Source organism: Frankia sp. QA3 (genome assembly GCF_000262465.1).
Lineage (GTDB): Bacteria > Actinomycetota > Actinomycetes > Frankiales > Frankiaceae > Frankia.
Genome location: NZ_CM001489.1, coordinates 1,413,217 through 1,428,655, shown reverse-complemented (window position 1 = coordinate 1,428,655; position 15,439 = coordinate 1,413,217). Strand labels below are relative to the sequence as shown.

Genomic DNA, 15,439 nt, shown 5'->3' with positions numbered 1-15,439 from the left:
CCGTCAGGACGTGGCGGGGCCGTCGTCGGGGGCGTCGTCGGGAGTGAGGGAGGGCTCGTCGGGGGCGGAGAGGCTGAGCACGGCGTCGACGACGGCGGGCGAGGCGGACAGCTTGGCCTCCACCCCGCGCAGGCGCATCGCGACGTTGGGCTCGATGTCGTCGCCGATCAGGTCCACGTCGCCGACCACGGTGATCATCCTCGGGCCGACGACCTCCAGGCGCAGCCGGGTGACCCGGTCGACCTCGGGCAGCGCCAGCAGGGCCCGCAGCGTCGCCTCCCGCACCTGCGGGTCGGCCTCCTGCCCGATGAGGAACCGGCGGTTGCGGCTGATGAGCACGATGGCGACCACACCGAGCAGCACCCCGACCAGGATCGAGCCGAGCGCGTCGAAAGCCGCCACGCCGGTGATCTGGTGCAGCGCCAGGCCGAGCGCCGCGATCACCACCCCGACGAGCGCCGCCGAGTCCTCGGCGAAGACCGCGCGCAGCGTCGGGTCGGACGTCTCCACCACATGCTCGATGACGTCCCGGTTCATCGACTCGGCCTCGAGCCTGGCCTGGCGCACCGACTGCAGGAACGAGGTCCCCTCCAGCAGGAACGACACCGCCAGCACGATGTAGCCGATCAGGTAGTCGCCGCCGGAGTCGCCCGCGAACAGTTCCTGCACCCCGTGGGTGATGGAGACCGCGCCCCCGGCGACGAACAGCCCCATGGCCGCGAACAGCGCCCAGACGTAGGCCTCGCGGCCGAACCCGAGCGGATGGCCCGGCTCCGGCGGGCGGCGCGAGCGGCGGTTCGCCAGCACCAGGAAGACCTCGTTGCCGGTGTCAGCCCAGGAGTGGGCGGCCTCGGCGACCATCGAGGCGGAGCCGGTGAGCAGGGCCGCCCCCGTCTTCGCGATCGCGATGACCAGGTTCGCCACGAAGGCGATGGCGACGGTGAGGCCGCTTTCGCTCTTGTCGGCACCGCCGTCCTGCTGCAGCGGGATCGCGTCCTGCGCCTCCGGCGGCAGCTCCGTCGGGGCGGGCGGCGTCGACAGGCTCTCGGCCGCCGGTTCACACTCCTCGGCTGCCGCCGGCACCGATGTCGACGCCGGCGCTTTCGACGCCGGCGCTTTTGGAGCCGGCGCTTTCGGGGCCGGCGCTTTCGGGGCTGGGACAGGCGAGGCGGCGGCGGGCGCGTCATCCGTGTCAGCAGGCATGCCTTCGTCCTTAGCCCGCGATGACCATGTTCTAACCCGACAAGACCGGATGTGTCCGACGGATCGCCGCGGGCCGGCAGGGTGCCGCTCACCTGACCAGCCGGACCCGTCCGCCCGACGCGGGATCGGTTCGCGCGCTGTTAGCGTGCCCAGGTGGCAGCAACGGGCGGACGGGGCCTGCGGGTCGACGCGGCGCGCAACTACGAGCGGATCATCGCCGCGGCCGATCAGGCGTTCGAGGACGTCGGGCGGGCCGTGACCCTGGAGGAGGTGGCCCGGCGCGCCGGCGTGGGGGTCGCGACGGTCTACCGCCGGTTCCGCAACCGCGACCAGCTCCTGCGCGCAGTGTTCGACCACCTCGTCAGCACCGAGATCGTGCCACGGGTGACGCGGGAGACCGACGACCCGTGGCGCGACCTCGTCGGCGCGCTGGAGGCCACCGTGGAGGCGCTGGCCGGCCGGCAGGTGATCCTCGCCCTCGCCCGCGAGACCGACGCCTTCCACGTCGAGGGGGTGCACCGCTACCTGGAGTCGATGGAACGTCTGCTCGGCCGCGCCCGCGGCGCCGGCGCGGTGCGCCCCGAGCTCGAACGCCGCGACCTGTCCGCGGTCATCGTGATGGCCCTGGCCACGGTGCGCCCCGACGACCCGGCGGGCCTCGACCGCCGGCGCTACCTCGCGCTGCTCGTCGACGGGCTGCGCCCCGCCCCCGGCGTGCTGCCGCCCCTGAGCACGGTCGGCGAGCAGGCTTCCACGGCAAGCCCGCAGTAGCTGTTCCGGCTGACCTGCCAGCCCGCCGCCGTGCGCACCACGGTGACGCCGGCGTCGTAGGACCGGGTGCCGGCCGGGTCGCCGCGGTCCGGTGCCGGCCCGATCAGGGTCGGGTCGTCGAACGTCAGGGTGATCGTGGCCACGGCATGGGTGGCATCGCGCGCGGCGACGGCGTGCACATCCACCCGCAGTGTCCGGGCGAGACCGGGATGGCTGGCCAGGTACCGGGCCCGGGTGGCGGCCAGGGATCGGCCGTCCTCGATCGCGGCGAGCGCCGTGTCCGGGTCCACCCCGGCCGCGAAGGCCCGGGTGAGCGCCTGGCGGATCGCCTGCTCGACGGCGGGACGGGTGGCCGGCCGGGGCCCGGCCGGGACGAGCCCCACGGCGACGCGGCGCACGTCGTCCGTGGTCACCGGCGCGCCCCCTGCGACCTCCAGCAGCAGCCCGTCCCGCTCGATCCAGATCAGACTGAACTCGTCCTTGGCCGCCATCCGGGTGAACAGCGCCGGCTGTCCGCGGACCGTCGTCGGGGTGAAGGTCCGTTGCGGTTGTGCCGCCCGCCTGGTCGCCTCGACCGCCGCCAGCGTCGGCGTCGTCCCCCACTGCGCCTCGACGGAGATGAACGAGCGCCTCCCCCCGGACATCCCGACGTAGTCGGCGCGGTAACGGAGGGCACCACGGGTGTTCTGGCTCGCCCCGACCTCCGCGGAGTCGAAGGTCACCCCGGCGGGCAGCCAGGTGACACCGACGCCGCCCGCGTCGGCGCGCCCCGACCCGGCGTTCGGAGTGGCGGGTGGCATCGGCCCGATCGTCGGACCCGCCGACGACACCGGTCCGACGGCGGGACCGCTGCCCGGCCCGGCGGACGGCGCCGGACGGGCGGGGCGGACCTCCACCGGGTCACCGTCCGGACGCGCCAGCACCAGGCCGGACGGGACGGCCACCACGATGACCGCCGCGACCGCCGCCGCGACGGCCCGCCGGGCCCGCCGGCGCCGACGGAACCGGGCGCGGACCGCGGCCGCCGTGTCCGGCCCCGCCACGACCTGCGCCGTCGCCGCCAGCATGGCGTCGCGCAGCTCCCGTTCGTCCCACAGCTCCCGTTCGACGTCGCTGCTGCTCACGAGCTCCTCCTCACGACCGGCAGGGCGCCATCCCCCTGCGGGGCACTGTCGAGATGCGCGCTGGCCCGCAGCCGGGCCAGCCCGCGCGAGGCCTGGCTCTTGACCGACCCGACGCTGCAGCCCAGCGCGGCGGCGACCTCGGCCTCCGGCAGGTCGTCGAGGTAACGCAGCACGAGCACGGCCCGCTGCCGCACGGGCAGTGTCAGCAGCGCCCGGATCAGCCCGTCACGCTGCACCAGTCGGTCAGCGGGGTCGGGCTGCCCGACCGCCGTGTCCGCCTCCCACGGCACCTCCCGGATCCGCCGCCGCCAGCGGCTGGCCGCCGCGTTGACCAGGGCGCGGCGCACGTATGCCTCCGGCTGCCCGGCGGACACCCGCGGCCAGTGCCGGTAGGTGCGTTCCAGCGCCCCCTGCAGCAGATCCTCGGCGGCCGCCCGATCGCCGACCAGCAGCACCGCGCTGCGCAACAGCCGGTCGCCGCTGTGGGCGACGAACTCCTCGAACGCCCGCTCGTCGCGTTCCCGCACCCGACACGTCCCTTCCTCTCCCGCGCTTGCCCGTACTCCCGGACGCCCTCCCTAACGCCACCCGGCGGCGGCAGGTTGACACCGTCCGCGAATTCGCCGAACCGCCCGGCGAGAATGGACGTGATGACCCAGGCCGGCCGCGGGGGCCTCCGCAGTGATCAGGGAGGGGGCGTCCCGTGACCACCGCTGCGGGGGGGTTCACCTCCGAGGTCGAGGCCGCGCTGGACGCCGCCGCCGCGCTGCTCGCGGGCGCGGGGGCGCTGCTGGTCTGCGCCGGCGCCGGCATGGGCGTGGACTCCGGGCTGCCGGACTTCCGGGGCGACGCCGGCTTCTGGCGGGCCTACCCGCCGTACGAACGCCTCGGCCTGTCGTTCGTGGAGCTGGCCGACCCGGTCCACTTCCGCGACGATCCGGCGCTGGCCTGGGGCTTCTACGGCCACCGCCTCGGGCTGTACCGGTCGACCGTGCCGCACGAGGGTTTCGCCGTGCTACGCCGGTGGGGCGCGCGGCTGCCCGGCGGGATGTACGTGTTCACGTCCAACGTCGACGGCCAGTTCCAGCGGGCCGGTATCGACGCGGTGGCGGAGGTCCACGGCTCCATCCACCACCTGCAGTGCGTCGGCCCGTGCAGTGGGGAGATCTGGCCGGCCGACGGCGTCGAGGTGGACGTCGATCCGGAGACGATGCGCGCGGGCGAGCCACTGCCCCGCTGCCCGTCGTGCGGCGACCTGGCCCGGCCGAACATCCTGATGTTCGGCGATGGATCCTGGGTGAGCGAGCGGACCGACGCCGCGCTGCGCTCCTGCTCATCCTGGCTGGACGAGGTGACCGCTCCGGGCAGCGACGGCCCGCTGGTGGTCGTCGAGATCGGCGCGGGCACCGCCGTGGCGACCGTGCGCCGCACCGCCGAGTCCCTCGCCGGCCACCTGATCCGCCTCAATCCCACCGAGCCCGAGATCCGCTCCGGCACCGGCGTCTCCGTCCCGCTTGGCGCCCTGGCCGCCCTGACCGATCTCGACACTCGGTTGTCCTGAGCCGGGTTGCGGAGGTAGCCGCACGGTCCGCCCGCTGCTCCGCCCGGTGGCACGGGTGTCCGGCTGCCGTTCGGCCCAGCCCGGCCCGGCGAGCCCGGCAGCGACCCCGAGGTGACCGACACCGTCTTCGAGGCGACGATGGGGATGGCGGCCGACAAGGTGGACAACCGCCTCCGCGGCGGGTGCCGGGCAGCTATCGGAGAGCCAACAGTTGAGGTCAGGTAATGTCAGCCACCCCGAAGATCGGCGTGATTGGCGGCGGTCCGTCCGCGGTCTGCCTTCTCGACGCGCTGGCGCACCAGCAGGACCTGCCCGCCGGAAACCTGACGATCTTCGACGGCGGGCGACGTCTGTGGCGTGGTCGCCCCTATCAGCCCGACCTGGGCACGATGCGGGTCAACGCGATACCGCAGGACATGTCGGTACGGGCGGGCGACGACGGCCATCTCGCCGAATGGCTCGCCGCCCGTAGGCTCTTCGTCGACACCGAGACGTCCTTCCTCGATCCCATCTCCGGCGCGCCGTTCATCCCGCGGGCGATGTTCGGGGAGTACCTGGAGCAGTCCGCCAGCGCGGCGCTGGTGACGTTGGCCGAGCGAGGCTGGCGCGTCGAGCTGAACCGGCGGATGGTTCACCGCGCCACATCCACCCGCCATGGTCTGGCCCTGCGCACGGCGGACGGCGAGGATCACGAGGTCGACTATGCGGTCCTCGCCACCGGCGCGGGACGACCCGCCGACCTGTATGGGCTGGCCGGTTCCGCCGGGTTCGTGCGAGATCCCTACCCGGCCGCCGAGACGCTCGCCACGATCCGCCGGGACGACGACCTGGCCGTGGTCGGCAGCGGCCTGACCGGGGTCGACGTGGCCCTCGCCCTGGCCGCCCGCGGACACACCGGCAGGATCCGGATGCATTCCCGGCAGGCGGTCCTGCCCGCCGTGCGACAGCGGCCCGCCGGGTTCACCCCGCGCCATGTCACCGCGGCGCGGTTCCGGGCGATGGCCGCCTCGGGCGGATCACTGCCCCTGGCCGACCTGATCGCCATGATCGGCGACGAGCTCGCGGCGGCGGGCGAGGACATCGACGCCGTGCGGACGGAGATCGACGCCGCGCGCCGGGAGGAACCCACGCACCGGCTGCGCCGGCAGCTCGGCGAGGTCAACGCAGCGAGCGGCACGCTGCGCCTACTGCAGCAGATCATGCCCGACGTCGGACCGGATGTCTGGCCGCTGCTGTCCGAACACGACAAGGACCGCCTGCTGGCCGACCACAACCGCGCGTTCATGAGCCTGTGCTGTCCGATGCCGCCCGCCAGCGCCGCCGCGCTGCTGCGACTGCTGGAATCCGGGCAGCTCGAGCTGATCGGAGGACTCGAGCGGATCGAGCCGGGCGACGGCGGCTTCGTGGCGAGCACCGCTCGCGGCGAACATCGGGCGGCCGTCGTCGTCAACGCCGTCAACGGCCGCCTGGGCGGCGTCACCGACCTCGCCGCGCCGATGCTGGCATCGCTGGTGGACGCCGGCCTCGCCGAGCCACATCCGCGCGGTGGATTTCACCTCGAGCGCGCCACCAGCCGCCTGACGGTGGACGCACGCCCGGACCGGCGGCTGTACGCGCTCGGGGATCTCGCGATGGGCAGCCTCTTCTTCACCTTCGGCATCCAGTCCCTGGTGGACCGGGCGGTCGACATCGTCACCTCGATCCAGGGGGACATCGCGCACCGGGCCCGCCGCATCTTACGCGCCGAGCCACCATATGTTCCGCGATCAGTACGAGAACACCTCAGTAGTCGCCCGAGTAGTACAAGACGTCACGGTAGTCCGCTCTAGCGACGTTGAGATAGCGCCTGATGTGGTCCACCCTGCCCTGGCCGAGCTTCACAATCGCCCGGTGCACACGGTCGGGTTCATAATGGAATTCTTCGGTGCCATATTCCCGTAGTATGGCCAGGACTACCGGGACTTGTTCCTCCGCAAAGGTGTCGCGCACAACCGCGACCGTACTGTCCGCAATCTCCATGGTTCAATGATGAGGGAACCGTGGAGTCCAGTCCCGACAATCAGCGGCTTCCCGAGGGCAGATTCCCAGCACGGAGACGGCGGGAGGCACCGACGAGGCACGGAGCTGCCCGCCCGTGTCACGGCAAGCTTCCCTGATCCGCTCGTGGATCGGGTGAACGACAGGCCCCGGGCGAACCAGTGGTCCGCCCGGGGGTTCCCGGATGACAGTCGCCTGACGCCCCGGCCTCTCGCGAGCCAATGCGGAACGCACCGCAACTGCGGGCGGCCGGTATCAGGCCGCGACCACGGTCCGGCGGGGCCAGGTGTCGGGTGTCAGGCGCGGGGTGTCAGGCGCCGGGCACGGGGCGCAGGACGTTGCGGTCGGTGTGGGCGACCGGGCTGCCGGGCACCCGCACGTGACTAATCGTTGTGGTCTCGTCGTAGGCGAAGCTGCCGTCGGGGTTGACGGTGATGGCCACCTCGTAGGAGGTGGTGTTCGCCGCGCGGGCCAGGTACGGGTTGGACAGGATGCCGTACGTGGTGGAGCCGAGCTCCGCGCGCAGGGTGAAGCTGGTCGCGTCCGGCGCGACGACGCCGCCGGCGATCAGGGTCTGGCCGCGGGGCACCAGGAAGCTGCGCATGACGTGGCCGAGCTCGGCGTCCCACAGCCAGTAGCCGAGCTCGGTGTGGAAGGGGTTCTCCTCCCCGAACCGCCACGCGGCCATCTTGTAGTCGAGGCCGTAGAGGTGCTGCGAGCCGTTGTCCACCGGACCGAACGGCTTCAGGGTGACCCGCTCACGGTACGGGGTGGTGATCATCGAACCCTCGACGTTGCCGAAGGCGACGTCGACACCCTGGTCGCCCTCCCACTCGCCGGCCAGGGCCGCCAGCGGCCCCCACTCCGGACCAACCTTCTCCGTCAACGCCGAACCCTCCTAGACTGAAAATGCTCAGAAACCGGCGCAAATCCACCGGAACATCCAGACACTACGTGGCGAGCCTCCGTAGCTCGCCGGTCCTGACCCACCCGGGCCCCCACCGCCGTCCGGCTGGGCAGCGGTCGGCGGCGGGGGCCGGACGGTCAGGTCTGCGAGCCGTCGGGGGTGCGGGGGGCCGCGGCGGCCTCGTGCTCGTAGGTCTGCCAGCGGGCGCGGATGTCGTCCTGGGCGAGGTCCGCCAGCTCGGCGACCACGTCGGGGGCGACCGCCCCGAGCCGGGTGAACCGGGACTCGGTGGCGGCGAACTCGGCGTAGGTCATCGACGGCTTGCGCGAGTCCAGGCTGAACGCCTGCTCGGCGCGCGGGTCGACCCGGTACAGCGGCCAGTAGCCCGACTTCACCGCCGCCTTCTGGTGCGACAGGCCCTCGGTCATGTCGATGCCGTGGGCGATGCAGTGGCTGTAGGCGACGATGAGCGACGGGCCGGGCCAGCTCGCCGCCTCGTTGAACGCCCGCACCGTGTGCTGGTCGTTGGCGCCGAGGGCGACCTGCGCGACGTAGACGTCGCCGTAGGCGGCGGCGATGAGCCCGAGGTCCTTCTTGCGGGTCCGCTTGCCGCCGCCGGCGAACTTCGCGACCGCGCCGCGCGGGGTCGACTTCGACGCCTGCCCGCCGGTGTTGGAGTACACCTCGGTGTCCAGGACGAGCACGTTGACGTTGCGACCGGAGGCGAGCACGTGGTCGAGGCCGCCGAAGCCGATGTCGTAGGCCCAGCCGTCGCCGCCGACGATCCACACGCTCTTGTCGACGAGGTTGTCGACGAGCGGGTCGAGCCGGGCGTCGTGCTCGGCGCCGGCCAACCGCCGGCGCAGCTCGGCGACCCGGGCACGCTGGGCGAGGATGCCGGCCTCGGTGCTCTGGTCGGCGCCCAGCAGCTCGTCGACGAGCGTGTCGCCGACGACCCCCGCGGCGGCCATCAGCAGCCGGCGGGCCTCCCGCGCCCGGCTGTCGAGCGCCAGGCGCATGCCGAGGCCGAACTCGGCGTTGTCCTCGAACAGGGAGTTCGACCACGCCGGGCCGCGGCCGTCGGCGCCGGTCGTCCACGGCGTCGTCGGCAGGTTGCCACCGAAGATCGACGAGCAGCCGGTGGCGTTCGCGACGAGGATGCGGTCGCCGAACAGCTGGGTGAGCAGCTTCAGGTACGGCGACTCGCCGCAGCCGGAGCAGGCGCCGGAGAACTCGAACAGCGGCTGGCGCAGCTGCGAGCCGCGGACGTTCTCCGCCGGCACGCGCGTCGGGTCGATCGCCGGCAGCGTCTCGTGGAACGCCCAGCCGGCGCGCTCCTCGGCCAGCCGCGGCGCGGCGTCGACCATCTCGAGGGCCTTGTGCTCCCGGTTGTCCTTGCTGGTCGCCGGGCAGACCTTGACGCACAGGCTGCAGCCGGTGCAGTCGTCCGGCGCCACCTGGATGGTCACCCGCAGCCCGGCCAGGTCCTTGTCCTTGGGCTGGCGCGACTTGAACGTCGCGGGCGCGTCGGCGAGCAGCGCCGGGTCGAAGGCGGTCATCCGGATCGCGGCGTGCGGGCAGACGATCGTGCACTTGCCGCAGTTGATGCAGAGGTCGGCGTCCCAGACGGGCAGCTCGTGGGCGATGGCGCGCTTCTCGTAGCGGGCCGTGCCGACCGGGAAGGTGCCGTCGACCGGCAGCGCGCTGACGGGCAGCAGGTTCCCCTCCCCCGCCATGATCCGGGCGGTGACCTCCTTGACGAACACCGGCGCGTCACCGGACAGGCGCCGGGTCGTGCGCTCCCCCACCGTCCGGCCGGTCAGGTCCACCTGGGCCAGCGCGCCGAGGGAGGCGTCGACGGCGGCGAAGTTGCGCTGCAGCACCGCCTCGCCGCGCTTGCCCTGGGCGATGCGGATGGCGTTCTTGACCGCCGCGACCGCCGTGTCGGCCGCCAGCAGCCCGGACAGGGTCAGAAAGCAGGTCTGCAGCACGGGGCTGACGATCCCGGGCAGGCCGGCGTCGCGGGCCACCCGGTCGGCGTCGACGACGAACAGGCGCGCGTCACGGTCGAGCAGGTGGCGCTGCGCATTGGCCGGCAGATGCTCCCACACCGTCTCCGCCGGGTACGGGCTGTTGATCAGCACGGTGGCGCCGGTGGCGGCGACGGCGAGGACGTCGACCCGTTCGAGCAGCGAGAACTGGTGACAGCCGACGTACTGGGCGTCGTCGATGAGCCAGGGGGCGTCGACCGGGCGCGGCGACAGGCGCAGGTGCGACACCGTCATCGAGCCCGACTTCTTGGAGTCGAACACGAAGTACGCCTGCGCGTGCAGCGGGGTGTGGTCGGCGGCGATGCCGGCGGTGGCACGGGTGGCGCCGACGGTGCCGTCGCTGCCGAGCCCGTAGAACACCGCGCGCCGCACGTCGTCGGGCTCCGGGTGGCCGTGGTCGTCGACGGCGAGGGAGAGGTTCGTGACGTCGTCGTGGATGCCGACGGTGACCTCGCGGCGCGGCTGGGAGCGGGCCAGCTCGTCGAACACGGCCGCCGCCATCGCCGGGGTGAACTCCTTCGACGCCAGCCCGTAGCGGGCGCCGATGACCCGCGGCATGCTCTCCGGCCGCTCGGCGAGCGCGGCGAGCACGTCCAGGCGCAGCGGCTCACCGAGCGCACCCGGCTCCTTCGTCCGGTCGAGGACCGCGATGGAGCGGACCGTCGCCGGCAGGCTGGCGAGGAACGCCGCGCCGTCGAAGGGCCGGTACAGCCGGACCTGGACGTAGCCGACCCTCTCGCCGCGCGCGACCAGCCGGGCGACGGCGTCACGCACCGCCGAGCGGCCCGAGCCCATGACGACGACGACCCGCTCGGCCTCGGGATGACCTTCATACTCGAAGATCCGGTACGCCCGCCCGGTGGCGGCGGACACCCGGTCCATCGCCCGCTGCACGATCCCGGGAACGGCGGCGTAGTAGCTGTTGGCCGCCTCCCGGGCCTGGAAGAACGTGTCGGGGTCCTGGGTGGTGCCGCGGATCACCGGGCTGTCCGGGGACAGCGCGCGCAGCCGGTGCGCCTCGACTCGCTCGGCGGACAGCAGCCCGGCGAGCGTGGCGTCGTCGATCTCGGCGACCTCGTTGAGCTCGTGCGAGGTGCGGAAGCCGTCGAAGAAGTGCAGGAAGGGGATTCGGGATTCCAACGTGGCCGCGTGCGCGACCGCGGCCAGGTCATGGGCCTCCTGGGGGGATGCGGAGGCGAGCATGGCGAAGCCGGTCGAGCGCGCGGCCATCACGTCGCTGTGATCACCGAAGATGGACAGCGCGTGGGTGGCGATGGTGCGGGCGGCGACGTGGAGGACCATCGGCGTGAGCTCGCCGGCGATCTTGAACATGTTGGGCAGCATCAGCAGCAGGCCCTGCGAGGCCGTGAACGTGGTCGACAGGGCGCCGGCCTGCAACGCCCCGTGCACGGCGCCGGCGGCGCCGCCCTCGCTCTGCAACTGGACCACCTCGGGGACCGCACCCCAGATGTTCGCCCGGCCCTTCGTCGCCCAGGCGTCGGCGAGCTCTCCCATCGCCGACGCCGGGGTGATCGGGTAGATGGCGATCACCTCACTTGCCCGGTAGGCCACCGAGGTGGCGGCCTCGTTACCATCGATCGTCTTCTGACCCATACACCCAGAGTCGACTGGGGATGACGGAGCGGCGAGGGACTTCCTTCCCTTCCCCGAAGACGGAAGTTACCGTTACGACTCCCTGTTGAGGGTCCTGCGCCTGCCCTGTCGTCCGGTAGACGGCGGCATCGGTCCTGCACACGGCGCGGCGCCGCCAGGTGGAAGCCGGCTGCCCGGCGGCGGGAGCCGGGGCGCGGGCGGGCGGCCGGACTCGCCCCGCGGCCGTGAGCCGCCCCGAACCGGGCCGCCGATGGCACCACCGGCGGTGCGGACGGATCGGAGGTGCTCACCCGTTGGCGGGAGGGCGACAATGCGGGCGGGGTGCCCCGACAATGCAGGCGGGGTGCCCCGGCAATGCGGGCGGGCCCCCGCAACACACCCGGCCGACGCCAACCCGGGCCGGCTGCGGCGCCGATGGCGCGGGATCGACAGGATGCGAGGCGATGTGACCCAGCCAGAGTTCGGCCAGCCGCGGCGGGAGTTCACCGCGATCCACAGCCACGGTCTGGCGCGGGTCGCGGCGGCCACCCCGCTGGTGGTGACCGCGGACCCGGCGCGCAACGCCGAGGCGACGGTCGCGCTCGCGCGCCAGGCGGACGCGGACGGCGTGGACGTCGTCGTCTACCCGGAGCTCGGGCTGTCGTCGTACGCGCTCGACGACCTGCACCTGCAGGACGCGCTGCTGGACGCGGTCGAGCAGGCGGTGGACACGGTGTGCCGGGCCAGTCGCGAGCTCGCACCGATGCTGCTGGTCGGGGCGCCGCTGCGCCGGCGCGGGCGGCTGTACAACACGGCACTGGTGATCTCGGGCGGGCGGATCCTCGGCGTGGTGCCCAAGACGTTCCTGCCGAACTACCGCGAGTACTACGAGAAGCGCTACTTCGCCTCGGGCGCCGGCGTCACCGGCCTGGAGATCACCGTCGCGGGTCGGACGGCGCCGTTCGGCACGGATCTGATCTTCGAGGCGGCGGATCTGCCCGACCTCGTGGTCGGCGTCGAGATCTGCGAGGACTACTGGGCGCCGATCCCGCCGTCGTCGCAGGCGGCGATGGCCGGCGCGACGCTGCTGGCGAACCTGTCGGCGTCGAACATCGTCGTCGGGAAGGCGGCCGATCGCGCGCACCTGTCCGCCGCCCAGTCGGCGCGCGCGATGGCCGCCTACGTCTACTCGGCGGCGGGGACCGGCGAGAGCACCACCGATCTGGCCTGGGACGGGCAGGGCACGATCCACGAGCTCGGGGATCTGCTCGCCGAGTCCGAGCGTTTCGCCGACACCCCGCAGCTGCTCGTCGCCGACGTCGACCTCGCCCGGGTGCGCCAGGAGCGGATGCGCACGGGGACGTTCAACGACAGCGCCGCGCTGGCCGGCCAGCCCGAGCAGCGTTTCCGCACGGTCCGCTTCGCCCACCGCCCGCACCGCCGCGACGTCGGGCTGCGCCGCCACCAGCGCCGTTTCCCGTTCGTCCCCGACACCCGCGAGCGGCTCGATCTCGACTGCTACGAGGCGTTCAACATCCAGGTGCACGGGCTGGCCCGGCGGTTCCGGGCGACCGGCGGGGGTCGGATGGTGATCGGCGTCTCCGGCGGCCTCGACTCGACGCACGCGCTGATCGTCGCGGCGAAGGCGTGCGACCGGCTAGGGGTGCCCCGCACGACGATCCTCGGCTACACCCTGCCGGGGTTCGCGACCTCGGAGGAGACCAAGGCGAACGCGTGGGCGCTGATGCGCGCGCTGGGCGTCGAGGCGGCGGAGATCGACATCCGCCCCGCCGCCCGTCAGCTGCTCGCCGACCTGGGGCATCCCGCCGCCGAGGGCGCCGCCGCCTACGACGTCACGTTCGAGAACGTGCAGGCCGGGCTGCGCACCGACTACCTGTTCCGGCTGGCCAACCACCACGGCGGGTTCGTCGTCGGCACCGGGGACCTCAGCGAGCTGGCGCTCGGCTGGTGCACCTACGGCGTCGGCGACCAGATGAGCCACTACGCCGTCAACGCCGGCGTGCCCAAGACGCTGATCCAGTACCTCATCCGGTGGGCCGTGAGCCACGACCAGTTCAACGAGGAGACGAGCAAGCTGCTGACCGCCGTCCTCGACACGGAGATCTCCCCCGAGCTGGTCCCCGCCGACGCGACCGGGGCGATGCAGAGCACGCAGGACCGCATCGGGCCCTACGAGCTGCACGACTTCTTCCTGTATCACCTCCTGCGCCACGGGCTGGCGCCGTCGAAGATCGCCTTCCTCGCCTGGCACGCCTGGCGCGACGCGGCGGCGGACGGCTGGCCGGCCGGCTTCCCCGACGACGAGCGGCACGCCTACGACGTGGCGACGATCGTGCGCTGGCTGCGGGAGTTCCTGCACCGCTTCATGGCGTCGCAGTTCAAGCGCTCGGCGCTGCCCAACGGGCCGAAGGTGTCCTTCGGTGGCACGCTGTCGCCGCGGGGGGACTGGCGGGCGCCGTCGGATGCGAGCGCTGCGGCATGGCTCGCGGAACTCGACCGCAACGGCCCGCCCCGCTGACCCCGCGCCGCCCTTGCTGGTCCCGCGCCGCCCTTGCTGGTCCCGCGCCGCCCTCGCGGGTCCCCTGACGGACGGCCCCGCCGGTCCTGCCGCACGCCGCCCTGCTTATCCGGAGGGTTCCGCGTCCGCTTCATTCCTCTGGACAGGCAGGGTGGGCGGGCGGCGGGCGAACAGGATGGCGAGGCCGGCGGCCGCGGAGAGGCCGGCGGCGGCCAGGTAGGCGACGGTGAAGGGGGCGGCGTGCAGCGCGTCGCCGACGATCGCCGACAGCAGGCTCATCCCGATCACCGCGCCGATCTGGTTGGCGGTCTGCTGCAGCGAGGTGGCCAGCCCGAAGTTGTCCGTGGAGGCGGCGTTGCCGGTGATCACGAGCAGCGGCGGCTGGGCGTGCCCGAACGCCAGGCCGCTGACGATCAGGCCGGCGATGACCACGGGGAGCTGGTCGTACTGCGTGCCGAGGGCGAGCACGGCCAGGGCGACGGTGTAGACCCCGCCGGACACGCCCGCGAGCACCCGCGGCGGGATCCAGGCCCCCAGCCGGCTCGCCGACGGCGCGGCCAGCGCGATCGACAGGGTGCGGGTCATCGTCACCAGGGAGGTGGCCGCGACCGACAGCCCGAACACACCCTCCAGCAGCAGCGGCGTGACCAGGAAGTTGCCCATGTGGGCGGCGCCGAGCAGGAACGAGCTCGCCCCCGCGGCCCGGATGTCGCGCTCGACGAGCAGCACGGTCGGGATGACCGGCATGGCGGTGCGCCGCTCGACCACGACCAGCAGCCACAGCAGCAGCGGGACGGCCACGAGCAGGCCGACCACGATCGGCCGCAGCCCCCAGCCGGCGGCCCGGTTGACCCCGAAGGTCAGCGCGAACGTCGCCGCGCCGAGCACCAGCGCGCCGGCCTTGTCCAGCGTCAGGCTGCGGTCGCCGGCGTCGACCGGCAGCACCTTCACCGCCGCGACCAGCGGGATCAGGGCGATCCCGGCCTGCATGAGGAACAGCGGCCGCCACCCGATCGAGTCGATGACCAGACCCCCGATCGCGAGCCCGCTCACCGACGCCCCGGACAGCACCCCCGACGCCCAGGCCGACGGCCGCACCCGCTCGTGCGGCGGGAAGGCGTGGAACAGCATCGCGAACGACGCGGGGATCGTCGCGGCGCCGGCCACCTGCGCCGCGGCGCGAAACGCGATGAGCGACACCGGGTCCCAGGCCACCGCGGTCGCCACGGAGAACACCACGGCGAGCACGGAGCCGACGAGGAAGGTGCGCCGGTGCCCGCGGATGTCGCCGACCCGGCCGAGGATGGGCATCGCGACCGCCTGCGCGAGCAGCGAGCCGGTCACCGCCCAGGAGATGACGTCGACGCTGCTGTGCAGGTCGCCGGCCACCGTCCGGATCGACACCGACAGCACGGTCGCCGTGAACGTCGTCGCGAACATCCCGGCCAGGCAGGTCAGCAGGATCAGCTGCCGGTCCCGGCGCCCGGCGGGGCCGGCTAAGGGCTCGTCCTCGGCGAGGTCCGCGGCCGGTTGGGCCGGCACGAACGACGGGGGCGACGGTGAGGCCCGCCCCGGGCCCTGGTCCTGCGCAACCACGCTGCTCCCCTCCAGGCCCGTGGGCCAAACCCTCCGATCGTCAACCGCGGTTGCGCC

10 protein-coding genes are annotated in these 15,439 nt (G+C 73.2%); 4 read left to right on the top strand and 6 right to left on the bottom strand.

All coding sequences use genetic code 11. The features are described 5' to 3' along the window. Positions 1-3: 3 nt before the first annotated feature. Positions 4-1,203, bottom strand: a complete 1,200-nt coding sequence (locus tag FRAQA3DRAFT_RS05665; RefSeq protein ID WP_009738105.1) for a cation diffusion facilitator family transporter — start codon at positions 1,201-1,203, stop codon at positions 4-6. Between the two features lie 153 nt (positions 1,204-1,356). Here FRAQA3DRAFT_RS05665 and FRAQA3DRAFT_RS05660 point away from each other — a divergent pair, with 153 nt between their 5' ends. After that, entirely contained in the window at positions 1,357-1,974 is a 618-nt protein-coding gene (locus FRAQA3DRAFT_RS05660; protein WP_009738104.1) for a TetR/AcrR family transcriptional regulator, read from the top strand. Here FRAQA3DRAFT_RS05660 and FRAQA3DRAFT_RS05655 read toward each other — a convergent pair. Together FRAQA3DRAFT_RS05655 and FRAQA3DRAFT_RS05650 are read right to left on the bottom strand one after the other, a co-directional pair. Further along, a complete protein-coding gene (locus tag FRAQA3DRAFT_RS05655; protein ID WP_009738103.1) occupies positions 1,875-3,098 on the bottom strand; it encodes a hypothetical protein in 1,224 nt (407 codons plus the stop codon). The two genes, FRAQA3DRAFT_RS05660 and FRAQA3DRAFT_RS05655, sit on opposite strands and share 100 nt — an antisense overlap. Further along, the gene (locus FRAQA3DRAFT_RS05650) at positions 3,095-3,625 is read right to left on the bottom strand and encodes a SigE family RNA polymerase sigma factor (protein ID WP_009738102.1); all 531 of its coding nucleotides are present in this window, start codon (positions 3,623-3,625) and stop codon (positions 3,095-3,097) included. Before FRAQA3DRAFT_RS05650 ends, FRAQA3DRAFT_RS05655 begins: the two co-directional genes overlap by 4 nt. 176 nt (positions 3,626-3,801) lie before the next feature. Between FRAQA3DRAFT_RS05650 and FRAQA3DRAFT_RS05645 the strand changes: the two genes are divergently transcribed. Together FRAQA3DRAFT_RS05645 and FRAQA3DRAFT_RS05640 are read left to right on the top strand one after the other, a co-directional pair. After that, positions 3,802-4,659 (top strand): Sir2 family NAD-dependent protein deacetylase, encoded by an 858-nt coding sequence (locus FRAQA3DRAFT_RS05645; protein ID WP_009738101.1) that lies wholly within the window; start codon positions 3,802-3,804, stop codon positions 4,657-4,659. Between the two features lie 224 nt (positions 4,660-4,883). Next, entirely contained in the window at positions 4,884-6,488 is a 1,605-nt protein-coding gene (locus tag FRAQA3DRAFT_RS05640) for an FAD/NAD(P)-binding protein (RefSeq protein WP_009738100.1), read from the top strand. Positions 6,489-7,006: 518 nt separating this feature from the next. On the opposite strand, the gene FRAQA3DRAFT_RS05635 is transcribed toward FRAQA3DRAFT_RS05640, so the two are convergent. Both FRAQA3DRAFT_RS05635 and nifJ read right to left on the bottom strand, forming a co-directional pair. Next, a complete protein-coding gene (locus FRAQA3DRAFT_RS05635) occupies positions 7,007-7,582 on the bottom strand; it encodes a heme-binding beta-barrel domain-containing protein (RefSeq protein ID WP_009738098.1) in 576 nt (191 codons plus the stop codon). A 158-nt stretch (positions 7,583-7,740) separates the two neighbouring features. Further along, positions 7,741-11,268 (bottom strand): pyruvate:ferredoxin (flavodoxin) oxidoreductase, encoded by a 3,528-nt coding sequence (gene nifJ / locus FRAQA3DRAFT_RS05630; protein ID WP_009738097.1) that lies wholly within the window; start codon positions 11,266-11,268, stop codon positions 7,741-7,743. 433 nt (positions 11,269-11,701) lie between these two features. Here nifJ and FRAQA3DRAFT_RS05625 point away from each other — a divergent pair, with 433 nt between their 5' ends. Next, positions 11,702-13,786: an NAD(+) synthase gene (locus tag FRAQA3DRAFT_RS05625; RefSeq protein ID WP_157467119.1), complete on the top strand. Its 2,085-nt coding sequence runs from the start codon at positions 11,702-11,704 to the stop codon at positions 13,784-13,786. A gap of 105 nt (positions 13,787-13,891) precedes the next feature. Here the strand turns inward: FRAQA3DRAFT_RS05625 and FRAQA3DRAFT_RS05620 are convergent, their stop codons facing one another. Next, positions 13,892-15,382 carry an MFS transporter gene (locus tag FRAQA3DRAFT_RS05620; RefSeq protein WP_009738095.1) on the bottom strand — a complete coding sequence of 497 codons (1,491 nt, stop codon included), beginning with the start codon at positions 15,380-15,382 and terminating at the stop codon, positions 13,892-13,894. Positions 15,383-15,439 lie beyond the last annotated feature (57 nt).